This window comes from Mesorhizobium sp. 43Arga, from assembly GCF_053714255.1.
Map to the genome: position 1 here is coordinate 1 of NZ_JBSKBO010000015.1, position 23,211 is coordinate 23,211.

Sequence of the window (23,211 nt, forward strand, 5' to 3'; positions counted from 1 at the left end):
GCATGAACTCCGTGCGCGACAGGCCAAGCAGCTCCGCGCCGCGGTCGATGATGGTGAGATCATCGTCGCGAAACCGCATCGAGACGGGTGTTTCCTTCCTCGTGGCTGTGATGGCCATGGCGCACTCCTGTGCTGCGAACGTATATACGTCTATGTAACGCGGAAGGCAATACCACATTGCGTGGCGGCAGGCTTCGGCGCGTCGATACGATCCGTGGAGGCGGAGAGCGCGGTGCTTCGCGCGCGGTTCGGTGGTGCGGATTGCGATGAAAGCGGCGCTTCACGCGCCGCCCTCCGCGAACCGCCAGACGGGGATGCCGAGGCGGCGGGCCTTATCGGCCAGGTTCTCGGTGATGCCGGAGCCGGGAAAGACGATGACGCCCGCCGGCACGACCGACAGCAGCTGGTCGTTGCGCCGGAACGGCGCCGCCTTGGCGTGCCGGTTCCAGTCAGGCTTGAAGGCGATCTGCGTGACCTTGCGGTTCTCGGCCCAGCAGGCGGCGATGCGTTCCGCGCCCCGCGGACTACCGCCGTGGAGCAGCACCATGTCGGGGTGCTTTTCACGGGCCTTGTCGAGTGCGTCCCAGATCCGATCGTGATCGTTGAAGTCGAGCCCGCCGGCAAAGGCGATCTTGGTGCCGACAGGCACGAGCACCTCGGTTTCGGCACGGCGCCGCGCGGCGAGGAAATCCCTGGAGTCAATGACCGCCGCCGTCAGCGACTGATGAGAGACTTTGGAGCCGGTGCGCGGCCGCCATGCCGATCCCGTGTTCGCCTCGTAGAGGTCGGCGGCCTCGTCGCGCATGATCTCGAACACGTTGCGGCGCTCGATAAGGGTGATGCCTTCGGCGGTGAGCCGTTCGAGCTCGACGGATTTCACCTCGGAGCCGTCCTGCTCGTGCTGGCTCGTGCGCTGCGCGTCCTCGTTGCGGTCGAGGCCGCGGGAAACGCGCTCGGCGGCGCGGTGGAAGAGATTGGTGAAGGACCAGAGCAGGTCGTCGAGGTCGGGTTCGAGCCTGGTGTCGCCCAGCATGCCGGCGAAAGTCTCGGCGATGCCCGCAAGCCCGGTCCGGATCGCCGTCTCGTCCGGCAGGGGGCGGGGGTCCGGCTCGTCCTGATGTGGACGGTGACCGTACATCTGCAGCTCGAGAATGACGCGGTCGGTCGGCGAGGAGGCGTGGTAGGGCTCGTAGGCGTCGTCGGAAGGAAGCTCAAAGGTCATGGCGCGTCTCCGTCGGTTGTGGCCGCGCCTGTCGCGGCCTGACAGCGCACCACGGCCTCGCTCGGGATGCGGCCGCACCGAAGGCCGGAGCGAAGCGGAGGACGGCGCAGCCGTTGCGGCCGTGGCCTGGGCGTGGCAGGGGTCGCCTCTCAGGCAGGCCGCGGGCGCCGCCTCTCGATGGAACCCGCCATGCCCGCGGGCCTTCCCATGAACGCCGCCCCTGCCCGCCCGCCGGGTCGCGCCGTTCATCCCGACTGCAGGAAAACACTGGCATCCTCCGGGACGAGCTGATCGCGCAGCCATGCCGCAAGATGGGCCGGGCCAAGATGGCGCAGATCATCGTTGAAGTCGCCGAGCCGCGGCCGCAGTGCCAGGGCAAGGATCCCGGCCTGACCTGCTCGCTGGCTGAGACGCTCGATGCCATGCCGGCCGGCGGCGTCCGCATCGGCTGCGATGTAGAGGCGGCGGCAGCCAAGCGGAAAGATCATCCCGGCGAGGTGATTGGCCGAGGTGGCGGCGGCTACCGGCAGCGCTGGCATCACGACCTTTAGGGATGCCATCGTCTCGAGGCCCTCGCCAGCAGCCATGATCGGAACAGGCGTACCGGGCTGGAGGCCAAGCCAGATGCCGTTTCCGAGTAAGTGACCGAGCGAGCGGCGCTGATCGGCGATCGGCGCCTTTCCGTTGCCGCGTGCGTCCAGCCAGGTGCGCTGGACACCGGTAATACGCCCGTCGAGGTCGGTGACGGCGGCAATAAGGGCAGGAAGCGTCTGCGTGTCGCCCGTCACGAGATCGCGGTAGTAGCAGCCGGGATGAAAGCGCAAGGCACGCTCATGCGTGGAGAACAGGATGCCGCGGCCAGCGAGATATCGTTCGGCAAGCGTGCCGGGAACCGGCTGCGACATGGCGAACAGGCGACGCGCTGCTCCGGGGGAGCCGTTTGCCGCATCTGGCTGGCCTACTGCGCCGGGGTTTGGCGGCTGCGACCGTGGCATCGCGAGGAAGCGACGGGCTTCATCGGCGACATCGCGGAACTCGATAAGGCCGCAGCTTTCGCGGATGACATCGAGCAGATCACCAAATTCGGAGGTCGCCTCGTCGGCCCACTTGCCCGCCGGACCTTTGCCATTGGCTTTCAGGCGCACGTGCATGGAGCGGCCGCGCGTGTTGCGGACATCGCCGACGATCCAGTAGTTGCCGCTGCGGCGGCCGTTGGAAAGATATTCGCGGCACACCGCCTCGGCATGTTCGCCAAGCCGCTGTGCCAGGTCGGAAGCCGAGCCGGTCATGATTGCCTCCACTCAAATTGAGCCCGCACGGTCGGTGATGCCGACGACCTTGTAGCCGTCACGCGCGTTGCGCGCCGGCGCCTGGATTTCCATCTGCGTCACGGGTAGGACTCCGCGGCGGCGCCGGAAGTCTATCTCCCAGCACTCGACCCGCCGCCGGCCGCTCGGCCACCTCGCCTCCTCTCAGCACTCGTCGCGGCTTGGCGAAGCACCCCTTTTACGAGCGGTGGGCAAGCTTCGCTGGCGGCATCCCAGAGCTGATAGAGCCACTGTCGCTCGATGAGGCCTATCTCGACCTGACGGAGGGCCAGCCGGGCAATGTCAATCGCTGCCGATATCGCCACGATATTGGCCGATAGCGGGTGGCATTTCGCAGGGTGGGACGGAACCAGCTTGCTCGGCGGTCTCGAGGGCGAGCCGTCAGTCTCCGCCCTCATCGGCGGCGTGGCCTTCGCGGTCCTCGTCCTCGAGACCGCGTGCGCAGCAACCAATCGGCGAGGCTGAACTGGTCCGGCTGGAACAGGGCGGCCGGACAGCCTAAGCGTTACTCTTGAACTGCTCGACAAGCTCAGCGCGCGTGCATGCCGCTCATCTACGACCGCTTGCCAACTGCTTTCGTCCCGGGGCGGCCTCGAGTTCTCCAAACGTTAAGCGTCGTTCAGTCGAAAAAAATGCCAAAGAACATTTGGAAAAAACGCCGTGCGCGACTCGACGGGACCTGCTTAGGCCGGTTCGCGTTCGATAAAGAAAAACGTCGGGGGATCAAGGTCGAGTGCCTTGGCGACGCCGGCGATCGTGTCGACGCTGATATTGCCAGTCGCACGTTCGAGTTTCGAGTAGGTGACTTCCGAGACGCCGACCGGTGCTGCCATTCCATGGCGCGGCAGATTGGGGCACTCGCGCTCGCTGTCAATAATATTGGCGAGCCGCGTACAGATCGATTTAGCGCTGAGGACGTAAGCCCAGGGTTCAATGTGAGCGTCGCCGGAGAGCATTATGGCAATCGAGAGATCGAGCGCTTTGGCCATTTGCTCCAGAGTGCGCAGAGTGACGTTGTTTCGTTTGCGGACCGTCCGAATATAAGCGCGATACGCCAGCCCCTGTCCCGGCGCCGTCTGGAATAGCTTGGCCATGTGTTGGTGCCGAAGCTTACGGCGATCGCGTTCTGTCTCAAGACAGCCTGCAACATTGTCGCGAAGCGGGTTATCCACCTCGCCATGTTTGTTCGGTAACAAAAACCCGTGTCTTTGCACGTACTCGCTCCTGGGCGAGTTTAGACAAACAACAACCGGGTTGCCAACCCCAGGGCATAAGCTGCTTTTTCCTGGGCGGCGAGATATCGCCCCGGTTGCAGTCACCATAGAGTTCGGCTTGCGCCGACAAGAGAAGATCGTGCCTGAAGCCACCAGTTTGAGCGACGAGCCGAGTGCCGATCAGCCGATTGGAAATGCCATGTTTCAGAGCCGATCCTTAGCCGATCACGCTCTATATCGTGCCGGCCCGTGCAGACGAGGCGTCGTGCCAGGAAATGATCGGTGCGCGGCCGAGTTCAGCTCCTTGGTGTGGCGCACCGGCGAAGACAATATACCGCCACTGGCGCTGAGCGTCGCGCGGATCCTCGGTCAGCGGGTTCGGGTGGTCTCAGGCGAGGCCCAGCTTCGTCTTGAGCTCGGCATTCTCCTTGCGCAGATGTTCGGCGAGCAGGCCCTTCAGGCGCTTGTTTTCTTCCTCGAGCGCGAGCAGGTCCTTGAGATCGCCGCCATCCGAGGCAGGCGTTGCGACCTTCTTCCACTGATAAAAGGTCTGCTCGGATATGCCGACCTTCATTGCGGCGCTTTTGAGGGTCTCGCCGCTGCCGATCGATTTCTCGATCTGGCCAAGCTTCTGGGCGCGTTCTTTTGAGGAGTAGATCTTTCGTCCGGTGCGGACAGCTGTTGCCGGAGCTTCAGCGGCTGCGGGCGCCGCCTTGGCGCCGTTCCTGCGAGCAGGCTGCTTGGGCTCAGCCTGTACCTTCCGCCTTCGCGGAGCTTTCTTCTTCGGCCCGGGCGCCTTCGGCTTGGCCGGCGCTTCAGCAGTAATTTGGGGCGATTCAGCTTCCTGAGGGTCGGCCATATGATACTCCGCTTGCGGGTTATTCTCCCCTTCAGCATCAACGGGTCTTAAATTAGGGTCAACATCATGACGATTTGGCGGATCCATTGCTTCAGCACCCATGGTTGTCTCTGCCATAGCAGCGGACAGGTCAATATCGCCCCAAATAGAGTTCCCTCTTTTTTGGATGCCGCGCTTCTGTTTGACCTCCACAATGAATGGTCGGGTCTGCTGCTTCATGGTGCCTTACCTTGGAGAAGCGACTTGCATAACGGGTCGCTGTTTCTATCGGTCCGAGCCTTATCGAAAGAAACTGCCGCCGGGCAAGCGATGTTTCGACTCCCGTCGTCTGGAGGAGCGGCACGCACGTGCGAACAAAACAAGCTTATTCGGGTTCGACACGGAATTGCACCCTTCGACCAGACTCGAGGCAGGATCGATGCCCGTCATCCGAAGGCGCTGCTGGCCCGCTTCACGAACGACCGACAAACTCGCCATGCTAGGCGGTCAGCGGTCGGCAGCCGGCCTATGTGTAAAAGCCGATTGCCATCGCCGTTATTTTACGGCCAGTCTCGCTCATGGCGGCGGATGAACTGGACGCGTTGGTTTTCAGGATGGCGGTCGAGAGCGTTCGCTCGTGTCCCCTCAGCTTCACTGAGAAAACCGCGCAGATAGCCGCCAGGAGTCGTGGCCTGCTGCTGTTCGACGTGCGGACCGATGACGCTGAGATCCAGCGGGTCTCAGCTATCCGGTATCCAAGCGATCAGATAGGCATCCTCGCGTTGGACAAGCAAGGCTTGGCAACCCACTATTGCATCGTCAACGGTATCTTCTCGGACTTCATCGCGCCCTTGGAGAACTGGACCAACCTGCCGCTACCGATGCAGGCCAAGGTGGATATCATGGGCCACGCCAGCCTCTTCATTGGCGCCTTACGAAACGCGGGTTACATGCTGCGCAACTAGCATTTGCTCAAAATGGCATGTGAATGCCCCATCTGATTAAACCATGGGTGGACGAAAATCGTGGCGCTGGCGCGATCGAGCGGCGGACAAGAGTTTGTCGATCTCGTCGTCGGACAGATCCTCAAGCAACTTCAGCACGGTGCCTCGCGCGCCCGCGTTGACGAGAATGGTACCTTTGCCGCGTTGTTCGACCGGCCAGGCATCCGGATTTGCGGCGCCGGCGATCCCTTTGAAGTCAGGATGCGTAGCTTGCCAGATCGCCTCGAGCTTCTCCTTACGCGTCATGCTGTCGACCGCCCCGGTTTCGTGCGCGATGATCGCAGCCCGCATGGCGTTCGGGCTGTGTTTGTTTGAAAGATTGCAGAAGCCGTGAAACCAGCGTTCGCGGCCGCGGATCCTGATCGCGAAAAACACGCTGGTGACATAGCCGGCCTTGTACTCTGACATGCCGAACATGCCGGTCCGTTGAAAAAGCGGCGGCAGGAGGCTGAGCATGAAATGATACGTTGACGCGGTCACCTCGAACCACTCACCCTCGTAAGGGGTGCCGGACAACGGATCGACGCCCGGGATGTCGCGGTGCCTGTCGAACAGCTGGAACATCTGTTCGCGGGTGGCTATCTCGTCATGGACTTTTCGGAAAGCTGGATGATGTGACATGGCTTTTCTTTCGGAATGGCCGTGCCCCGCGCGCGGCATGCCGCGGCGGTGAGCGTCGGCGCAGTTGCAGGGAGTGCGATTGTAGGGAGGCCGGACGGAGTTGAACCGGGCGCAATGTTAGTCGGCCGGTGTGGTCGGTAGCGGCTGACGATTGGCGGGTGGGCGTTGCTTTTGACGGCGGAATTCTTCGGGATCGGCTCAATCGCCTGCGTCACGCGAGACGGGCGCTTGCGATCATGTCGCGGCGGGCAACATCTCACCAGTCATGTCCTACAGGCGCGTCGGCATCGCCATCAGAAGGACATGGGGGATACACCGCCGGCGACTTGCGCCGGCGGTGCTGTGGGGTGGTCAGGCGGCGCGGAATTGGGACCTATTCGAATCCCGACAGCCCACGCCGGTGATGGCGCGGACGGCGGCTGCAAGGGCGGGAATATCGTCGAGCATGGTGAGAGCAACGAAATGGTTCGGGCCGCCGGTATAGTCCTTGCGGCCCCTGCAGGATCGGATCAGGATGCCGTGGCCGCAGGAAAGCCCGAACTGGCCCACCTGGATGTAGGCGCGCGGGTGATGCAAGGTCGCCTCACCCGAAACAGCCACCCCAGCCTTGTTGGACAGACGGTCGTAGCTGCCCGATGACAGGTTGAGTTCGGCGGCGAGCTTCTTCAACCTTGAACGGACCGCCGTATGAAAGCGTCTTTTTTGCTCCTCGTCGTATGAGCAACTCTTGTCCCACTGGAACATATCGATCTCCATGATGCGAAAAGGGCCCGGCACGATTGCCGGGCCCACTTGGCTCGTTGGTATAACTATTCGGCGGCCTCGAGCTGAGCGCTCGCGTCGTTGCCTTCGGCCGCCGGCTCACCCGTCGACAGCTCCCCGTCGGCCTCGATGAACGCCGGCAGGTCATCCGCCGTCCCGTCGCAGTCTTCCGCGCCGAGGGCTTCGCCATCCGGAACATGATCGACGGGATCGGAGGCGGCGGCGTCGGAAAGACGCAGCGGCTCGGGCAGCCAGTTGGATCCTTCGAGAAGACGCGCGGCCTCGCGGGCCATGATATCCTTCTTCATGTGGCCGATCAGCTGCGCGGAGTCCGCGCCACGGGCTTCACGGACAGCCTGTAGAATGCGCGCCTTGGTGAGCCGCCCGAGGAACTCGACCGTAGGCGTCCAGCCGGCGTCAACCATCTCGAACTGCAGCGAACCGCCAAGCACGTCTGCATGCTCGATCGCCCGCGGGCGCCTGTTCCATGGTTCGACCACCGCATTGAGCGTCAGCGAGACGCAGTGCGCAAACAGCGCCTTGCGGCTTGCCTCGTCAAGGCTGAGGAGGAAGTCCCACAGGCCTTCCGCCTCATCGGGCAGATCGCGGTCCCAGGCTTCCTGCCGCTCGGCGATCTCCTTTGCCCAGGACGTCTCGGCAAGGCCGTCGACCTGGCTGAAGCTGCCGCTCTTCAGACTGATCTCCAGGCAGGTGTCCGGCGCGAAGCGATAGAAGACCTGCAGCACGAAGGCATGGAGCGCGGCGATGAACGCGACGTCGACGTCACCGGCGAGCGCGTTGCGCAGTGCCAGCGTCCGCTGCGCGGTCAGGTCGAAGACGAGCCGATCCGGCAGCGGCTTGACGCCGTCGTCCTCGCCGTCTTCGCTGGAGCTGTCATTCACCGGCTTGCCGTTGACGACAACGCCATCGTCGTCGCTATTGGATCGGATTTCGTCATCCGCGTCCACGACCTCGACCTCATCGACGTCGCCGGTTTCGGACCGCGGCTCGTCCTCGGTCCGCACGAAACCGGCCTCGACCTGGAGCTTACCGTCCGCTGCAAGCGTCACGAACACACCGGCAATGGCCTTCTGGGCGGGGTCGTGGCTTTGAGGACGATCGTCGATCGCATCGAGTTCGGCGCCGAGCTGGTCGAGTTTGGCCTCGTCGGCATCCTCGGCCGCGGCATAATCCGCATCGAGCTTGTCGTATTCGGCCTTCAGCGCGTCGTAGCGCTCGCTCTCCTCGGCGCTCAGTTCCTGCGCCTCGGCATAGATCCGCCGCATGCCGGATGTGTGGCCGTAAGGAAAGCTGATCGCCGCCTCGACCCATTTCCAGCCTTCGGCGCGGATCACTTCGGCATCAGCCTTCAGCTTGTCGAACACGAGTTGCTCAAGAAGTGCGGCATCCTGGAACCAGCCGCCGCAATCCTGCTCGAAAAGGTCGCGAAGGATGACGCCGCCAGCGGCCTCATAGGCTTCCGCGCCGACATAGACGGCACGGCGATCATCGGCCCGCACCGTGGTCTCCGTCAGGAGGCGCCTGATGTAGTAGGGTTCATGCATATGCGAGCTGGAAATCCGCTCCCAGACCTGCTCCTGGCGCGCGTGGTCGTCCGAGATCGAAAACGCGATGATTTGCTCGAGCCGGATCTCGTCCTTCTCGTAAAGATCGAGCAGATTTGGCGACACCGACGCGAGCTTCAGGCGCTGCCTCACCGTCGCCGGCGACACGAAGAAGCGGGCACCGATCTCGTCGGGATCGAGGCCCTGATCGCTAAGTGTCTTGAAGGCCCGGAACTGGTCGAGCGGGCTGAGGTCGGCGCGCCGCAAGTTTTCGGCAAGCGAATCCTCTTCGGCTGAGGTCTCCTGCCGGCGGTTGACGATGCAGGGGATCGGCTCGTTCTTCGCCAGGCGCTTCTGCTTGATGAGGATCCCGAGCGCCAGATAACGGCGGCCTCCAGCGGGCACCTCGAACGTGCCGGTCTCCGCGCCCTCACCGTCGAGCACGGGACGGACGTTCAGGCTCTAGATGAGCTTTCGCCGCCCGATGTCGTCGGCCAGCTGCTCGATCGACACGCCGTCCTTAGTGCCCCGGACATTCTTCTGCGACAGCATCAATCTGTCATAGGGAATGTTCTCCGCGGCGTTCATCGCGATCTTCTCAATGGCCTTTGCCATGGTCAGGTTCTCCACGACGGGCGGCCCGGGGCCTCTCCCCGAACCTCCAAGCCCGTCAAAAACCTCCCCTCCCCCCTCTGCCTCCAGGCCTCGCGCCGGCGCCGGCCGCCCGCCGCAACATTTGACGGGTCGTGGTCAGTAAGCACTGCGATGGTTTCGGCTCGCGGATCAGCCCCGCTTCAGTTCGAAGCAGGCAAGGCCGAAATCCGCTCTACAAGACGCCTCGTGACATCCCCGATGAAATCGAGGCAGCCGTGCAGGCACCTGGCCGTCCAAGGACCTCGCAGCCAAGGTGCGGGAAATGGAGGCTGAGATTATGCTGCTCCGCTGCGAAGTGCGCCGGCTCAGCGGGGAAAAGCGGAAGCTGGCGATCGAGAATCTCCTTCATCGGGCGAGGACGGCGGAAGTGTCACGGCGGCGGGCACCAATTGTGCCCGCCGCCGCATTGGCTTCAGGCCGCTACCGCGTTGAGATGCCTGCAGGGCTGTTGCGCATGCATCCAGTCCACGGCTGCCTGGGCCTTGCTCGAGGCCGCGAAAATGGCGGAAGTGTCGTTGCGAAGAACCTTCAACCAACTGGAGATATAGGCGGCGTGATCCTGCCGTGGCCGTGCCGATATCGATAGATCGCCGAGAATCATGGCTGCTCCGGCGTCAGCCACTATCTCCTCCATGGCATAGGCTTCGGAGCCGAACCTTCCGGATAGATCGCGGTCGAGCCTGTGCTTCGCCCCCGTGACGTGAAGACCTTCATGGAAAAGCACGCTGTAATGAGAGGCAGCATCACGGAACGAGCTGAAAGCTGGCACATGCACCCGATCAGCCGAAGGCAAATAATAGGCTTCGTTGCCCCCGCAGACGGTGTCGATGCCGAGGTTGGCGTAGAATGCATCGGCATGCGCGATGCGTTCTTCTTCCGAGCTAGCAACCGAGGGTTCGGGCTCGTAACCATCGACCTGCGCGCAGTTGAACACCGAATAGCCGCGGGCGAATAAACGTCGACGTTCGCCAGCATCACCAGACTCGTCGGCATCTTCGTCAGTGTTGCCGCCGATCTGTCCCCAGAAGACAATCGTCGTGGACTTCTCACCTTTGCGCACCTGCGCGCCAAGGGCCTGCCACTGACGATACGTCCCCCACAGGCCCATGGAATGTCCAGCACTCTGCGCTGCTGCCCATAGGGCGAGCGTGTTCACGCCACGATAGGCTTTACCGGACGCAACGTTGATTGGGCGGGCGGTCGCCGTCCCATCATGGTGCCAGGGCATTACAAACTCGCCGGCGCCGGCTTCGATCGCTGCGACGATCTCGGCAGTGATACGGGTATGGACATCGGCGCGTTCCACCGAGTGCGATATGTTGGACATTGGGGAACCTCCACGGACAGCGGAGCAAGCCTCTCTCGCTCCTTCAACCGCCCGCCGATTCCGGCAACCCTCTTTCTCTCCAGCCGCCCGTCAGGGCGGCCGGGACAACGGAACGACCTTGGCATCCCCCGATAGTCCTAATTCCTGCCGCAGCCCCTCAATCACGGCATCCCGCTCTGCGACCTGCAGCATCAGTACTGGGATGTGCTGGACGAGCGTGCGGACGAGGCCGCGCAGCTCGGCCATCTCCGCGCCGCGCCGCTTGAGAAGCTGTAAAAGGCGAGGTCTGTCGGCACTATTAGGCCCTCTTTAACCCATGTATGAAACGACCTAACGTCATGGCAGGCGCAGACTGCACCAAGCTCGGTATTGAGAGTGTAATTCGATGTCGAGCAGGTTCGTCCGACCCGTGGTGGTGCAAGTTGGGCGACATGACCGTGAGCGCGTCATTTTCGATGTGAACGACGCGGCTACCATCCTGCTCCGGAGCTTCCATCATCAGACGAAGAAGCGCAAACTGGCTATGGATGCATGCCTTCAGGTTCTGCGTGGCGAAGCCTCGCCGCCGGTTGCCAGACGAGCTTTCGTCGTGGCGGCTCTAGAAGCGAAAATCCTGCGCAGCGATTGAGTTTAACCGCCTCGACTAGCTCCGACTGGTGCAAGGCAGTAACACTGCAGACTAAAAGAACGAACCTAAATATATATCAGTGACGCATAGACAAGTTCCGGATACTGCGATCGTCGTGCAAGATTGATTCGATGGTCGCGGCGGAGGTCTCTCCGGTTGGCGGAAAAGCACATCACAGGGCCGCGGTCTTGTTATCGTCGCTAGAAACCTCCGGCGTCCCCGGAACCATATTCAACACTGCATTCCCCGCAACGTGCGACGCCACGGTTGACAGATTCGCAGCGAACCGGTTCCACTTGCCGTCATGCTGTTCCAGGAACCCAATGCGCTACGGATCAGGATCGAGATTGCCGGGATCGGGCCGGCGGTTTGGCGCCGCGTGATCGTTCCCTGGACATGGCATCTCGGACAACTGCATCTCGTCATCCATCTGCTTTCAATTGGTGGAACTGCCATCTGCATCAGTTTCGGGTTGGCGGCCTTTCCTATGGCGATCCGGAAGAGCCCGGTGAGATGGAATATGAGGGCGGATCCCGCTCCTTCGATGAGACTGAGGTCCGGCTTCTCGATTTCGCGCGCCATCCCGGGCCCTCGTTCATCTATCTCTACGACTTCGGCGTTCATTGGGAGCATGTCGTCACTATCGAGCAACTCCTCACGCTTCAGGCGCCGCTCGAAACGAGCGATGGCGCCGAATACCTGGAAAACGAGTTCGCCGGCGGCTGAGGAGGTGTCTATCTTTTCCTCGAGGCTAAGAAGTGCAATCTGCCGCCCCCGTAGCATAGCCACCGTTGCCAGGAGTTCCCCCAGTGATCGGCCGAGCCGGTCGAGGCGCACGATGGCCCGGCCGATGCATCACCAGTATTGCTCCGGCCTACGAGATGAGTCAGGCCACCCTTCCAGCACATTCGCACTGCTGGCGAGAACAATCGCGGTTGCCACGATGCCGAAATCATGAATCAATGCGCATCCAGGGATGCGGCGGCACCCGGAGCGATGGAGGCGATGCGACGATTTAGAATTGCTGACCAGGTCATAGAAGAATCGGCGTCTGACCTGCAGGTCGTCCTTGCGGAGGCCTACCGGCGCAAGAGCCGGCCACTTTGCCTGTGCCAAGAGCCGGGCGTGGCGATGTATATTGCCCAGGTCGGCGAGCAGTACATCGTCAAGCGCATGCCGTCGTCGGGGGGCGGGCATGATCCGTCCTGTTCGTCCTACGAGCCGCCCGATGAGCTATCCGGTCTCGGCATGCTGATGGTGAGCGCAATCCAGGTCGATCCCGAGAGTGGGCTGGCCTCGCTGAAGCTGGATTTCAGCCTGTCCAAGGTTGCTGGCCGGGCAAGACCTGTTGCGTATGCGGGCAGCTCCGACAGCGTGACCGGCGACGCAAAGAAATTGTCCTTGCGCAGCCTGCTTCACTACCTTTGGCATGAAGCCGAGTTGACGGCCTGGACCTCACGCTGGACCGGGAAGCGCCATTGGTGGAACATCCGATGGCACCTGATCGAAGCCGCAAGACAGATGACGGCGAAGGGCGGGATGTTGAGCGACATCCTGTTCGTGCCGGAGCCGTTCCGGTCTGCCGACAAGGCCGGGATCGAGCAGCGACGTGCGGCGGCGCTCGCGCCTGCTCAGCCGCCGAAGACCGGCCCGAGGCAGCTGATGATCCTCGTTGGCGAGGTCAAGGAACTTGAGCGGGCGCGCAGCGGTCACAAGCTGATCATCAAGCACATGCCAGGGTTCGTATTCTTGGTCGATGATGGACTTTACCGCCGGCTCCAGTCTCGCTTCGAGACCGAGCTTATGCTCTGGGACACCGATGAGGCGTCACACCTGATCGCGATCGCAACGTTCGCACTCACGCCGACCGGGCTCGCCGTCATCGAGGAACTGGCGCTGATGGTGGTGGCGGAAAACTGGGTACCTTACGAATCCGCTTACGAAAAGAAGCTGGTCGATGCACTGGCCAGGCTGCAGACGCGTAGCGTAAAGGGCCTGCGCTACAATTTGCCGGCAGATCGGCCGGCAGCTGCCGCCCTGACACAGGGGCAGCCGCGATCGACCGCGCTTTACATCGTCCCGCCAATTGCCGATTCATCTTACCTGGATGCAGTTGGGGAGTTGATCGCATCGCGGCCCGAAATCGATGCGTGGTTGTGGAGGGTGGCGGATGGAGACATGCCGCCCCTGCCCACATGATTTTAGCTGGAGGCTTTGGCCGAACAAAGCCAATGAACGAAAGCCCACTCGGCCGGGGCCAAGTGGGCTTGTCTGGCGGAACGCAGCACCTATCCGTCCGTGAAGGTCGCATAGCCATGGTAAAGATTAGATTAGCGAGATCGAATTTTCGAATGAGCTTCGCTGGTTTCTCAGGATCGGACTACGTTCCGTTCCTTACATTAGCATTTGTTCATATGTTTAGGTTGTGGCGCTGCTTTAACGGTAGGTGAAAGCTGTTTCGCCCGCGGCGAGGTTTTGGAGCGTCATGATGACCATCTCCTGGCATGCTGCAGGAGTCGATCTCCCCACAGGCCTTGCATAGGATCGCCGGCAGTTCCGGCGTTCGTACCACGTACTCAAGATTCAGGCAGCGGCTTGATGCAACACTTCAGGACGCGGCAACGTCACCTGGAGATTGTCGATTAGCCGCGTTTCGCTAAGCCAGGCGGCGACGAGCAGCCGCGCTGGTCGGTCTAATGTGAGTATTGAGGCAAGGTCACTCTCCGAGCGCAGCTCGAGATACTCGACCTTGGAGAAGCCGGCGGCGAGGATCGCCTCTCGGCCGATAGTCAGCGCACGCTGGACAGATTCTCCTGAACTCAGCTGCCTTGCAGTTTGGCCCAGGATTTCAGCCAGTCTAGGCGCCCTGTTGCGCTCAGCCAAAGACAGGCGCGTGTTGCGCGACGACATTGCCAGGCCATCGGCTTCGCGGACCGTGGGGCCAGCGATGATCTTGATTGGGATATCGAGGTCACGGACAAGCTGGCGCACGACGTGAAGTTGCTGAAAATCCTTCTCGCCGAAAAAAGCCAGATCGGCGCCAGTCTGAAGAAAAAGCTTCGTGACCACGGTGGCTACGCCATCGAAGTGGCCGGGACGGAACGTGCCGCAAAGCCCATCGCTCACACCGCCGACCGAAACTGTGGTCCCGAAGCCTTGCGGATATATGTCGGCTGCATCGGGAGCATAAAGGATATGGGCGCCGACAGTTGCAAGCTTGGCGGCGTCATCATGTTCCGTGCGTGGATAGGCGGCCAGGTCATCGGCATTGTTGAATTGCCTCGGGTTGACGAACAGCGTCACGATCACCCGATCAGCCTTGGCCAGCGCGGCTTGCACGAGGCTGAGATGACCCTCATGCAGGGCGCCCATGGTTGGCACAACGGCAATCCTTAGGCCCTCGCGGCGCCACGCAGCAACGATGCTGCGCAATTCGGAGACGATCCGGACGATCGCGGTGCTCATGCGCCTTCTCCTCCACTAACCGTGCCCGGCTCATCGCCGAAGACGTGTTCGGCGGCCGGAAAGCAGCGCTCGCGCACCTCCTTTGCGTATGCCGCGATCGCTGCCTCGGCGTCCTTTCCCAGCTCTGCATAGCGTTTGACGAATCGTGGCCGAAAAGCGCCAAACAAGCCCAGCATGTCATGGACAACCAAGATTTGGCCGTCGCAGGCCGGCGATGCACCGATACCGATTGTGGGTATCGCAACTTCCTGTGTAATCAGCCGGGCAAGAGCTTCCGGTATCTTCTCCAATACGACGGCGAATGCGCCAGCCTCGGCCACCGCCGTTGCATCGCGCAGGATTCGTTCGGCATCTTCGCCTCGTCCCTGAGTGTGATAACCGCCAAAAGCATTGACAGCCTGCGGCGTCAGTCCGACATGGCCCATCACGGGTATGCCGCGCGCGGTCACGAACCGGATTGTCTCTGCGACGCTTTCGCCGCCTTCGAGCTTGACAGCCGCCGCCCCGGTTTCGGCCATAACCAGGGCCGCATTGCGGAAGGCCTGCGCGGGGCTTTCCTCGTAAGAGCCAAAGGGCATGTCCACGACCATCAGAGCGCTATGAAGTCCGCGCCGCACCGCCTTGCCGTGCAGGATCATCATTTCGAGGGTGACGCCAACAGTGGAGGACATGCCGTGCAACACCATGCCGACGCTGTCGCCGACCAGCACCACGTCGCAATGGCCGTCGACTAGCTTGGCGACGGGCGTCGTATAGGCCGTCAAGCAAACAAGGGGCGTCTTGCCCTTCCGCGCCGCGATATCCGGGGCGGTCAATGCCTTCGATCCTCCCTTTGCGCTCACCAGGTTTTCTCCTTCCCCTGCGTCAGGAGTGGAAGCATGTGCCACATTTTTGTGCAGTTGCGAAGAGAAATTTGCAGCGCACAATCATTTGCCGGCGACATTCATCGTCACAACCAGTCGGGCGACCCTGCGCTCAGATTCTGCACCAACAGTTCGGTAAGTGCTTCTCCGTGCACAACACAATTAAACGCCAGTCGTGAACACATGGGGCCGGGTAAGCGCCTGGCTTCCCAGACGCCAAAGCATCAAGTCGCATCTGGAACCGTTCACCTTGCGGATTAGTGCTGACCGCAGCCGCGACAACGTCCGCGATCGCTCGTCGAATGTGAGAACCGCACCGCGTCGAAAACCGAGAAAACCAATTTACGAATAGCTGCAAACACGCAATATGCTTTCTCTATAGATTTTGTATAATTACCTAGCCTGATCCCGTCTTCACGAATGCGGCTGCATTTCAAAGGAGAAGGGCCGGACCATGACCACCCCCGCCATCGTCGGACTTTCCGGCAGCTACAACTCCCCTTCCCGCACGCGCATTCTGGTCGAAGAGATCGTCAGGCGAGCGGCGCGCCGATACGACAAAACTGCCGAAATCCTCGACATCGGCCAGTTCCCCAATTTGGGTACCGCCGTCCGCCTCTCCGATCTCAATCCCACCGCAAGGAGGCTCGTTGACCGCCTCCTTCAAGCCGAGGCATTGGTTGTCGCAAGTCCGGTCTACAAAGGCAGCTACACCGGGCTCTTCAAGCACCTGATCGATCTGCTGGAGCCCACCGCGTTCAGCGGCAAGCCGATTCTGCTCGCCGCGACCGGTGGCGGGGATCGCCATGCGCTGGTGATCGAGCATCAGTTGCGGCCGCTCTTCGGCTTCTTCGAAGCACACACGCTTGCGACCGGCATCTATGCCTCAGAACGGGATTTTGCCGATCCGGCGTCCATTTCCCCAAGCCTCGCCGAGCGACTCGAGCGCGCGATCGGGCAGTTCGAAGCTTATCTCGAGCCGCGAACCTCGAAGGAGCCGTCCCCGCGGCCCAGAGTGATCCGAGCCAACGGGTCGGCGAGCCGAGCGCTAGGGCACTCCCTGAGCCGAATTCCCCTCGCAAATTTGGAGTGACGGATCGTTCAGTCCCCCACTTCGGACATTGGACGATTCCGAAATTGTCCAGACCAGCAGCTCACTTAACCCACGGAGAATGCCATGACCAAGCCAGTTCTCGTTGATGCTTCCATACCGCAAGCCGATGTCGCGCCGCTCACGGTGCATGTGGGCGCCGAAATTCGCAACGTTCGCCTCTCCGGCGATCTGCCGCACGCGGTCGTAACCGCGATCAACGACCTTCTGCTGCGCCACAAGGTGGTGTTCTTCCGCGATCAAGACCACCTTGACGATGCCGAGCAGGAGCGCTTTGCGCGACGGCTGGGCGACCTTGTGCCACACCCGACTCAGGGTCCGATTGCTGGGACGGCCTCGATCCTCGAACTGGATTCAAGCCGCGGTGGCGGGCGTGCCGATCAGTGGCATACCGACGTCACATTCGTCGACGCCTACCCAAAATTCTCGGTTCTGCGCGGCGTCGTCATTCCGCCGGCGGGTGGCGACACGATCTGGGCCAACACCACCGCTGCCTATGAGAGCCTGCCGACTGCACTGAAGCTGCTGGCCGAAAATCTTTGGGCGGTGCACTCCAACGCATACGACTACGCCGCCGCGCGACCGCGCTCGACCGAGGCGGAGAAAAGGCACTTCGAAGAGGTGTTCACCTCGACGATCTACGAAACCGAGCACCCGGTTGTGCGGGTTCATCCCGAAACGGGCGAACGCACACTGCTCCTCGGCAATTTCGTGCAGCGCTTTGTCGGCCTCTCCAAGAACGATTCCCAAAAACTTTATGAGGTTTTCCAGTCCTACATCACCGCACCGGAAAACACCGTGCGCTGGCATTGGCGGCCAGGAGACGTGGCGATCTGGGACAACCGCGCCACCCAGCATTATGCCGTCAATGACTATGGCGACCAGCACCGGGTTGTCCGACGCGCGACCGTCGATGGCGACGTGCCCGTTGCCATCGACGGGCGTCGAAGCGTTATCCGCACCAAGGCAACCAAGCCGGCGACCGCCAAGGCCGCCTGAACATAGGCGATTTCCCCTCACCCAGCGATGAGAGCACAAATGTCCAGAAAGATCAGACTTGGCGCATTCCTGCCCGGTGGCGGACAGCATCTTGCCGCATGGCGCCATCCCGATGCGCCGGCCGATGGCGCCACCAATTTCGAGTTCCACAAGCAATTAGCCCAAACCGCCGAGCGCGGCCTGTTCGACGCTTATTTCCTGGCCGACAGCCTGTCGGTAGGGCTTGGCGGCCGCGAGGGCGGCAACGCCAAAATCGCCGGCTTCGAACCGGTGACGCTGTTTGCAGCACTTGCCCCGCTGACCAAGCATCTCGGCTTCATCGCGACCGCTTCCACGACCTATGAAGAGCCTTACACGCTAGCGCGCAAATTCGCCTCTCTGGATCTGCTGTCCAATGGCCGCGCCGGCTGGAACGTCGTGACCTCGGCCGGCGACGAGACCGCGCAGAATTTCAACCGCGACACCCAGCCCGATCATGCCGACCGCTATGCAAGGGCGCACGAGCATGTCGAGACGGTCAAGGCGCTGTGGGACAGCTGGGAGGACGACGCCTTCATCCGCGACAAGAAGTCGGGCCGCTTCTACGACAAGGACAAGCTGCACGACATCGACCACAAGGGCGCGCATTTCAACGTCAAAGGTCCGCTCAACGTCCCGCGGCCGGTGCAGGGCCATCCGGTCGTGGTGCAGGCCGGGCAGTCCGAGGACGGGCGCGGGCTTGCCGCGCACTCGGCCGAGGTGATCTTCACGGCCCACCAGAAGCTCGAGACGGCGCAGGAATTCTACCGCGACATCAAGGCGCGCGTGTTTGAAGCCGGCCGCGACCCCGGCCAGGTGCTGATCATGCCGGGTGTGGCGCCCTTCGTCGGCCGCACGAGGGAAGAAGCGCAAGGCAAGTACCAGCAGCTCAACGACCTCATCCTGCCCGAGGATGGCGTGGCGCTGCTCAACGGACTGGCCGGCCAGACGCTCGACATCCGGGGCTATCCGCTCGACGGACCGCTGCCGGTAGCCAAGGAGACCGAAGGCCTGAAGAGCCGCCAGGCGCTGATCCGCCAGATCGCCGACGAGCACAATTTTTCGATCCGCCAGCTCTATCAATGGGTGGCGACGGCGCGCGGCCACTACACCATCATCGGCAGCGCCACCGACATCGCCGACCAGCTGGAAGAATGGTTCACCAGCGAAGCCGCCGACGGCTTCAACATCCTGCCGCCTTGGCTGCCCGGCGCGCTCGACGACTTCGTCGACCTGGTGATCCCCGAGCTGCAGCGCCGCGCCCTGTTCCGCACCGCTTACGAAGGCCGGACCTTGCGTGAAAACCTCGGCCTCAGGCGGCCAGAAAATCCATGGACCCTGAAAACCGCCGCGCGCTCATCCGTGCTCGCCGCCGAGTAATCTTCCCCAACGAAAGGCATGACGATGAGTTTACAGCACATCGAGCGGCCAGTTCTTGGCCGTAGTGGAATCCTTGGCCGAGAGGGCGGCGGCGGCGGCCTCGGCATCGATGCCTTGCGCCTCGGCGGCCGGACGGCCCTCCGCTTCCTGTCGCGCTACGGCGTGCTGGTCGCCTTCCTCTTTCTGTGGCAGGTATCGAGTAGCGTCGGTTGGGTGAATGCAGCCGTGCTGCCACCGCTCGACAAAATTATCGTCGCCCTGTCGAAGGGTCTAGCCGGCGGCACGCTCGTCGGCGACATTTCTATCAGCCTCCAGCGCGCCGGTACCGCCTTTGCCGCCGCCGTCGCGGTCGCCATTCCGCTTGGCCTGTTGATGGGCCAGGTGCGCGCTGTGGAAACCGCGCTCGACCCGATCCTGCAGCTGTTCCGGCAGACCTCGGCGCTGGCGCTCTACCCCGTCTTCATCCTGCTCATGGGTCTGGGCGAAACCTCCAAAATCTTCATTATCTTCTGGGCGACGTTGTTTCCGCTGCTACTCAACACCACCAGCGGCGTCAAGGAAGTGGATCCAAAACTGATCGAAATGGCCCGCGTCTATGGCGCGAACCCGTTCACCGTGTTCCGCCGCGTCGTGCTGCCGGGTGCCGTGCCGTCGATCTTCGTGGGCTTGAGGCTCAGTGCCTCCACGGCGCTGCTGCTGCTGATCGCTTCGGAAATGATTGGCGCCAACAAGGGCATCGGCTTCCAGGTGATGAATGCGCAGTACAATTTCCAGGTCCCGCTGATGTTCGCGGCGATCGTCATCCTCGCCGGCCTCGGCCTGATAGCGAACCAGGCGCTGGTCGCCCTGCAGCGGCGGCTGTGCCGCTGGAACAATCCCGTCGACTGAGCAGCCGTCCCCCTCACTCTCTTTCTAAACAATGAAGGACTCGATCATGACCGTCACACGCCGTTCGCTTCTTCTGCATGCTCCCATCGCCGCCGGCATCATCGCCGCCGGAATGCCTTCGATAGCCCGGTCGCAGGCCGCATCCGTCAAAATCCGCTATCTCGCCGGCCGCGGCGGCTTCTCTCCGCATGAGCTCGCCAACGAGCTTGGCTATTTCACAGGCCTCGGCATTGAGCTCGAAAATGTCGGCTATGTCGGCGGCGGTCCGGAGTCGCTGTTTGCGCTGGCTTCCGGCAGCGTCGATCTGGGTTCGGCCGCCACGCCGGCGGTGATCAATTCGATCGCCGGCGGCAACGATTTCGTAGCGGCCTATCCGAGCAACGGCATCAACAGCCAAGTCAAAAGCATCTTCTATGTACTCGAGGACAGTCCTATCAAATCGATCGCCGACATCGCCGGCAAGACGATCTCGGTCAACACGCTCGGCGCTCATCTCGACTATACGGTGCGCGAGGCGTTGCACAGCGTCGGCATGCCACCTGATGCCGCCAAGTTGGTCGTGGTGCCCGGGCCCCAGCTCGAGCAAACCTTGCGTTCACACCAGGTCGATATCGCCGGGTTCGGCTACTGGCAGGCGACGTTCGGCGGCGCCCTGGTCAACAATGGCGGCGTGCGCGGCGTGTTCAACGATACCGATGTGCTGGGCGAAATCGCAGGCGGTTTCGTCGTGCTGCGGCGGGACTTCATCGCCGCCAATCCCGACGCTGCCCGCAGCTTCGTCCAACAGTCGGCGCGCGCCGCCGACTGGTCACGGCAAAATCCTGACGAGGCGCGCAAGGTGCTGGCCGACTTCCTTAACAAACGCGGTGAGAATGGCGAGCTTGCGCGTTACTGGACCGGCTTCGGCCTACGCGAGGGCGCTAAGGCGACCGACCACGACGTCGATTTCTGGTTGAGCATTCTGGAACGCGACGGCCGTTTGCCCAAGGGCAAACTCAAGGCCGCCGACATTCTCTACCGGCCGGGCGAAACCAAGACCAACTGAGCCCAGATCGGTTCAGCGTCTGGTTGAACCGCCGAACCGATCAAACTTTTTTGTTTTACGCAATTCGGACGGAAAACCCTTTGACCGCTTTTCCGGGAATTGCTCTGGAGGCGCGAGCCATGGTTACTCCACGCGGCGGCGAGATCACGATACGCGACTTGTCCAGATCATTCAGCCTCGGCGGCCGCCAGCTTGCCGTGCTGCGCTCGCTCAATTTCGACATCCACCCCGGCGAGTGCCTCGTGATCGTCGGCGCAAGCGGATCGGGCAAGACGACGCTTCTGCGCATCCTGGCGGGGCTGGAAAGCGCCGACAGTGGTGCCGTCGCGATCGACGGCAGAAAGGTGGAGGGTGTCGGCGTGGAGCGCGCGGTGATCTTCCAGGAGCTGCGCCTGCTGCCGTGGCTGACCGTGCTCGGCAATGTCGCCTTCGGGCTTGAAGTGCGCGGCGCGCCCAAGGCTGAAGCCGAAGAGAGGGCGCGGTTCTATATCGCGCTGGTTGGCCTTGCCGAGTTCGCCGATGCCTGGCCGCGGCAGCTTTCGGGCGGCATGGCGCAACGTGTCGGCATCGCCCGGGCGTTGACGGTGCAACCTGAGATCCTGCTGCTCGACGAACCGCTCGGGGCTCTCGACGCCATGACCAAGATTTCCATGCAGGAGGAATTGGTCCGCATATGGAGTGAGGAGAACGTTACCATGGTCATGGTCACGCATGATCTGGAAGAGGCGATCTATCTCGCCGACAGGGTGCTGATCCTGCCCAAGGAGAAAGGCGGCGCCGCGCGGCTGATCGATGTCGACCTGCCCCGCCCGCGCGACCGCAGCGAAACAAGGTTCGTGCGCTATCGCGAGGAACTGCTGCGCGAGTTCGGCTTGCACTGAGAGCGGCAAGACGCCAGACGCGCCCATATCGCCTCGGCCTATGAACTTCGCGGAACCGCGTCACAGCTCCCACCGCTTGTTGCTCCGGTTGGCATGATCCTCGGCCCCAAAGATCGCATACGCACCGCCCTTGAAATCTTGGGCGTCAACTGTCATATTTGGAGCGACACATGACATAGGGGCAGACATGGCAGCCACAGCGGATAAGGTTCTTGCGGAAGCGAGAAGCGGCGATCTCCAGAAGGTGGAGGCACTGCTCGGCGGGTCTCGTGTGTTATCGCGTCGATTGACCGGCGCACTTGATGCGCATGAATTGCTGCTAAGCGGTCTTCCGGCCTCGGCCTTGTACCATCTCGTCGGGCAACTGGTCTTCATCGACAAGACGGCGTCGCTCGAAAAGGCGGTTGGTATGAGCCTGCGAACCTGGCAGCGCCGCAAAGATGCTCCATCCAAACCTCTTAGCCAGGAGCAGAGCGGACGGACGTGGAAGTTTGCGGAGATCCTGGCAAAGGCGACGGATGTCCTCGGCACGCAGGCGGAAGCCGAGCAATGGTTGGAGCGCCCGGCGATCGGGCTCGACCAACATCGTCCGATCGATTTGCTGGGCACCCCCGCTGGCGTCGAACTGGTCGAAGACTATCTGGAGCGGCTTGAATATGGCGTGTATGCATGACGCCTCTGCCGTTAGCGCTCGGAGGGACGGAACTCATTGCATGGCGGCTCGATCAGACCCTGCACGCCTCGACTTGGGACAGTGGCGAAGGTGCCTATCGGGTCGGGGGTCGTTGGAACAGCAAGGGCGTGAGAGCGGTCTACTGCTCGATCGATCCCGCGGGAGCCATTCTCGAAGTCGCCGTGCACAAGGGTTTTCGCGCGCTCGACACAGTTCCTCACACGCTAACGGCCACTGTCATCGGCGATGCGTCCGCTATACATGTCGTTGATCCTGCGAGCGTGCCCAATCCGAACTGGCTGCGCCCCGGCATACCAGGCGCGGGTCAGCAGGCATTTGGGGATGACCTTCTGCTGAAACATCGCTTCGTGGCGATACCGAGCGCGGTTTCGTCATATAGCTGGAACCTTATCTTCGTGGCGAGCGTGGCGGCAGGTGTCTATGCGCTTAAGCTCCAGGAAGCCTTTGCCCTCGACACAAGGCTGCATCCCCCGGCCGGCCACTAACCCGAGCCGTTGGGACCACGGCTGGAGGGCCCCTGGGGTTTTCTGATCCATAAAATACAAGTGTGCCCCGACTTCCGCACGACCAGGCTGCGGGTTGCGTGCATCCTTGACACAGCGTTCTCGGTCGCTATGCCGGGTCGATAATCTCCGATCAGGCGGTCGTGATTGTGGACCTCGTTGGTCTGCGTACCGAAGGCATAGCCTTCTCCATTTCCGGCG

At 62.1% G+C, this 23,211-nt stretch carries 22 protein-coding genes and 3 pseudogenes; 13 read left to right on the plus strand and 12 right to left on the minus strand.

What is annotated here, in order from left to right; all coding sequences use genetic code 11:
- Positions 1-280: 280 nt before the first annotated feature.
- The 4 genes from ACWGS8_RS31775 to ACWGS8_RS31790 form a co-directional block, all read right to left on the minus strand.
- Entirely contained in the window at positions 281-1,222 is a 942-nt protein-coding gene (locus ACWGS8_RS31775) for a DUF2493 domain-containing protein (protein WP_454584648.1), read from the minus strand.
- A 245-nt stretch (positions 1,223-1,467) separates the two neighbouring features.
- The gene (locus ACWGS8_RS31780; RefSeq protein WP_454584649.1) at positions 1,468-2,511 is read right to left on the minus strand and encodes a DUF7146 domain-containing protein; all 1,044 of its coding nucleotides are present in this window, start codon (positions 2,509-2,511) and stop codon (positions 1,468-1,470) included.
- A 722-nt stretch (positions 2,512-3,233) separates the two neighbouring features.
- Positions 3,234-3,644 carry a helix-turn-helix domain-containing protein gene (locus tag ACWGS8_RS31785; protein ID WP_454584650.1) on the minus strand — a complete coding sequence of 137 codons (411 nt, stop codon included), beginning with the start codon at positions 3,642-3,644 and terminating at the stop codon, positions 3,234-3,236.
- Positions 3,645-4,152: 508 nt separating this feature from the next.
- Positions 4,153-4,842, minus strand: coding sequence for a transposase (locus ACWGS8_RS31790; RefSeq protein WP_454584651.1), 690 nt, complete (start codon positions 4,840-4,842; stop codon positions 4,153-4,155).
- A 338-nt stretch (positions 4,843-5,180) separates the two neighbouring features.
- Between ACWGS8_RS31790 and ACWGS8_RS31795 the strand changes: the two genes are divergently transcribed.
- Complete coding sequence (locus tag ACWGS8_RS31795; RefSeq protein WP_454584652.1) at positions 5,181-5,567, plus strand: hypothetical protein; 387 nt, start codon at positions 5,181-5,183, stop codon at positions 5,565-5,567.
- Positions 5,568-5,603: 36 nt separating this feature from the next.
- On the opposite strand, the gene ACWGS8_RS31800 is transcribed toward ACWGS8_RS31795, so the two are convergent.
- The 5 genes and pseudogenes from ACWGS8_RS31800 to ACWGS8_RS31820 all read right to left on the minus strand — a co-directional run bounded on the left by ACWGS8_RS31800 (position 5,604) and on the right by ACWGS8_RS31820 (position 10,781).
- On the minus strand, positions 5,604-6,227 hold the full coding sequence (locus ACWGS8_RS31800; protein WP_454584653.1) for a DUF1419 domain-containing protein: 624 nt from the start codon (positions 6,225-6,227) through the stop codon (positions 5,604-5,606).
- 351 nt (positions 6,228-6,578) lie between these two features.
- A complete protein-coding gene (locus ACWGS8_RS31805; RefSeq protein ID WP_454584654.1) occupies positions 6,579-7,019 on the minus strand; it encodes a hypothetical protein in 441 nt (146 codons plus the stop codon).
- Positions 7,020-7,036: 17 nt separating this feature from the next.
- Positions 7,037-9,169, minus strand: a pseudogene (locus ACWGS8_RS31810) (ParB/RepB/Spo0J family partition protein).
- Positions 9,170-9,620: 451 nt separating this feature from the next.
- A complete protein-coding gene (locus ACWGS8_RS31815) occupies positions 9,621-10,535 on the minus strand; it encodes an ArdC family protein (RefSeq protein WP_454584655.1) in 915 nt (304 codons plus the stop codon).
- Positions 10,536-10,625: 90 nt separating this feature from the next.
- Positions 10,626-10,781 carry a hypothetical protein gene (locus ACWGS8_RS31820; RefSeq protein ID WP_454584656.1) on the minus strand — a complete coding sequence of 52 codons (156 nt, stop codon included), beginning with the start codon at positions 10,779-10,781 and terminating at the stop codon, positions 10,626-10,628.
- Between the two features lie 139 nt (positions 10,782-10,920).
- Between ACWGS8_RS31820 and ACWGS8_RS31825 the strand changes: the two genes are divergently transcribed.
- The 3 genes and pseudogenes from ACWGS8_RS31825 (at position 10,921) to ACWGS8_RS31835 (ending at position 11,889) form a co-directional block, all read left to right on the plus strand.
- On the plus strand, positions 10,921-11,163 hold the full coding sequence (locus ACWGS8_RS31825) for a DUF982 domain-containing protein (RefSeq protein WP_454584657.1): 243 nt from the start codon (positions 10,921-10,923) through the stop codon (positions 11,161-11,163).
- 304 nt (positions 11,164-11,467) lie between these two features.
- Positions 11,468-11,545, plus strand: a pseudogene (locus ACWGS8_RS31830) (hypothetical protein); the annotation flags it as partial.
- A 14-nt stretch (positions 11,546-11,559) separates the two neighbouring features.
- Positions 11,560-11,889, plus strand: coding sequence for an IS1096 element passenger TnpR family protein (locus tag ACWGS8_RS31835; protein ID WP_454584702.1), 330 nt, complete (start codon positions 11,560-11,562; stop codon positions 11,887-11,889).
- Here ACWGS8_RS31835 and ACWGS8_RS31840 read toward each other — a convergent pair.
- A pseudogene (locus ACWGS8_RS31840) lies at positions 11,875-11,946 on the minus strand (recombinase family protein); the annotation flags it as partial. The gene ACWGS8_RS31835 and the pseudogene ACWGS8_RS31840 sit on opposite strands and share 15 nt — an antisense overlap.
- A gap of 222 nt (positions 11,947-12,168) precedes the next feature.
- Here ACWGS8_RS31840 and ACWGS8_RS31845 point away from each other — a divergent pair.
- Complete coding sequence (locus ACWGS8_RS31845) at positions 12,169-13,362, plus strand: DUF1173 domain-containing protein (RefSeq protein WP_454584703.1); 1,194 nt, start codon at positions 12,169-12,171, stop codon at positions 13,360-13,362.
- A 384-nt stretch (positions 13,363-13,746) separates the two neighbouring features.
- On the opposite strand, the gene panC is transcribed toward ACWGS8_RS31845, so the two are convergent.
- Both panC and panB read right to left on the minus strand, forming a co-directional pair.
- Entirely contained in the window at positions 13,747-14,628 is an 882-nt protein-coding gene (panC, locus tag ACWGS8_RS31850) for a pantoate--beta-alanine ligase (protein ID WP_454584658.1), read from the minus strand.
- Complete coding sequence (gene panB, locus ACWGS8_RS31855; RefSeq protein WP_454584659.1) at positions 14,625-15,470, minus strand: 3-methyl-2-oxobutanoate hydroxymethyltransferase; 846 nt, start codon at positions 15,468-15,470, stop codon at positions 14,625-14,627. Before panB ends, panC begins: the two co-directional genes overlap by 4 nt.
- 475 nt (positions 15,471-15,945) lie before the next feature.
- Between panB and msuE the strand changes: the two genes are divergently transcribed.
- The 8 genes from msuE to ACWGS8_RS31895 all read left to right on the plus strand — a co-directional run bounded on the left by msuE (position 15,946) and on the right by ACWGS8_RS31895 (position 22,992).
- On the plus strand, positions 15,946-16,584 hold the full coding sequence (msuE, locus tag ACWGS8_RS31860) for an FMN reductase (RefSeq protein ID WP_454584660.1): 639 nt from the start codon (positions 15,946-15,948) through the stop codon (positions 16,582-16,584).
- Between the two features lie 84 nt (positions 16,585-16,668).
- Positions 16,669-17,601, plus strand: a complete 933-nt coding sequence (locus ACWGS8_RS31865; RefSeq protein WP_454584661.1) for a TauD/TfdA dioxygenase family protein — start codon at positions 16,669-16,671, stop codon at positions 17,599-17,601.
- A gap of 39 nt (positions 17,602-17,640) precedes the next feature.
- Positions 17,641-18,999: an LLM class flavin-dependent oxidoreductase gene (locus tag ACWGS8_RS31870; RefSeq protein WP_454584662.1), complete on the plus strand. Its 1,359-nt coding sequence runs from the start codon at positions 17,641-17,643 to the stop codon at positions 18,997-18,999.
- 24 nt (positions 19,000-19,023) lie between these two features.
- Positions 19,024-19,887, plus strand: a complete 864-nt coding sequence (locus ACWGS8_RS31875; protein WP_454584663.1) for an ABC transporter permease — start codon at positions 19,024-19,026, stop codon at positions 19,885-19,887.
- Between the two features lie 46 nt (positions 19,888-19,933).
- The gene (locus tag ACWGS8_RS31880; RefSeq protein WP_454584664.1) at positions 19,934-20,932 is read left to right on the plus strand and encodes an ABC transporter substrate-binding protein; all 999 of its coding nucleotides are present in this window, start codon (positions 19,934-19,936) and stop codon (positions 20,930-20,932) included.
- A 119-nt stretch (positions 20,933-21,051) separates the two neighbouring features.
- Positions 21,052-21,813 (plus strand): ABC transporter ATP-binding protein, encoded by a 762-nt coding sequence (locus ACWGS8_RS31885; protein WP_454584665.1) that lies wholly within the window; start codon positions 21,052-21,054, stop codon positions 21,811-21,813.
- A 187-nt stretch (positions 21,814-22,000) separates the two neighbouring features.
- Positions 22,001-22,486 carry a type II RES/Xre toxin-antitoxin system antitoxin gene (gene parS / locus ACWGS8_RS31890; RefSeq protein ID WP_454584666.1) on the plus strand — a complete coding sequence of 162 codons (486 nt, stop codon included), beginning with the start codon at positions 22,001-22,003 and terminating at the stop codon, positions 22,484-22,486.
- Positions 22,483-22,992: an RES family NAD+ phosphorylase gene (locus tag ACWGS8_RS31895; RefSeq protein ID WP_454584667.1), complete on the plus strand. Its 510-nt coding sequence runs from the start codon at positions 22,483-22,485 to the stop codon at positions 22,990-22,992. Before parS ends, ACWGS8_RS31895 begins: the two co-directional genes overlap by 4 nt.
- Positions 22,993-23,211 lie beyond the last annotated feature (219 nt).

What these genes read in the sequence shown, in the direction of transcription:
- ACWGS8_RS31815 (WP_454584655.1), bottom strand. Translation starts at nt 10,535, where the DNA reads ATGTCCAACATATCGCACTCGGTGGAACGCGCCGATGTCCATACCCGT.
- msuE (WP_454584660.1), top strand. Translation starts at nt 15,946, where the DNA reads ATGACCACCCCCGCCATCGTCGGACTTTCCGGCAGCTACAACTCCCCT.
- ACWGS8_RS31795 (WP_454584652.1), top strand. Translation starts at nt 5,181, where the DNA reads ATGGCGGCGGATGAACTGGACGCGTTGGTTTTCAGGATGGCGGTCGAG.
- ACWGS8_RS31825 (WP_454584657.1), top strand. Translation starts at nt 10,921, where the DNA reads ATGTCGAGCAGGTTCGTCCGACCCGTGGTGGTGCAAGTTGGGCGACAT.
- ACWGS8_RS31790 (WP_454584651.1), bottom strand. Translation starts at nt 4,842, where the DNA reads ATGAAGCAGCAGACCCGACCATTCATTGTGGAGGTCAAACAGAAGCGC.
- ACWGS8_RS31885 (WP_454584665.1), top strand. Translation starts at nt 21,052, where the DNA reads ATGGTTACTCCACGCGGCGGCGAGATCACGATACGCGACTTGTCCAGA.
- ACWGS8_RS31800 (WP_454584653.1), bottom strand. Translation starts at nt 6,227, where the DNA reads ATGTCACATCATCCAGCTTTCCGAAAAGTCCATGACGAGATAGCCACC.
- parS (WP_454584666.1), top strand. Translation starts at nt 22,001, where the DNA reads ATGGCAGCCACAGCGGATAAGGTTCTTGCGGAAGCGAGAAGCGGCGAT.
- ACWGS8_RS31870 (WP_454584662.1), top strand. Translation starts at nt 17,641, where the DNA reads ATGTCCAGAAAGATCAGACTTGGCGCATTCCTGCCCGGTGGCGGACAG.
- ACWGS8_RS31775 (WP_454584648.1), bottom strand. Translation starts at nt 1,222, where the DNA reads ATGACCTTTGAGCTTCCTTCCGACGACGCCTACGAGCCCTACCACGCC.
- ACWGS8_RS31780 (WP_454584649.1), bottom strand. Translation starts at nt 2,511, where the DNA reads ATGACCGGCTCGGCTTCCGACCTGGCACAGCGGCTTGGCGAACATGCC.
- ACWGS8_RS31835 (WP_454584702.1), top strand. Translation starts at nt 11,560, where the DNA reads ATGGCATCTCGGACAACTGCATCTCGTCATCCATCTGCTTTCAATTGG.
- ACWGS8_RS31845 (WP_454584703.1), top strand. Translation starts at nt 12,169, where the DNA reads ATGCGACGATTTAGAATTGCTGACCAGGTCATAGAAGAATCGGCGTCT.
- ACWGS8_RS31785 (WP_454584650.1), bottom strand. Translation starts at nt 3,644, where the DNA reads ATGGCCAAGCTATTCCAGACGGCGCCGGGACAGGGGCTGGCGTATCGC.
- ACWGS8_RS31820 (WP_454584656.1), bottom strand. Translation starts at nt 10,781, where the DNA reads ATGGCCGAGCTGCGCGGCCTCGTCCGCACGCTCGTCCAGCACATCCCA.
- ACWGS8_RS31875 (WP_454584663.1), top strand. Translation starts at nt 19,024, where the DNA reads ATGAGTTTACAGCACATCGAGCGGCCAGTTCTTGGCCGTAGTGGAATC.
- ACWGS8_RS31880 (WP_454584664.1), top strand. Translation starts at nt 19,934, where the DNA reads ATGACCGTCACACGCCGTTCGCTTCTTCTGCATGCTCCCATCGCCGCC.
- panC (WP_454584658.1), bottom strand. Translation starts at nt 14,628, where the DNA reads ATGAGCACCGCGATCGTCCGGATCGTCTCCGAATTGCGCAGCATCGTT.
- ACWGS8_RS31865 (WP_454584661.1), top strand. Translation starts at nt 16,669, where the DNA reads ATGACCAAGCCAGTTCTCGTTGATGCTTCCATACCGCAAGCCGATGTC.
- ACWGS8_RS31895 (WP_454584667.1), top strand. Translation starts at nt 22,483, where the DNA reads ATGACGCCTCTGCCGTTAGCGCTCGGAGGGACGGAACTCATTGCATGG.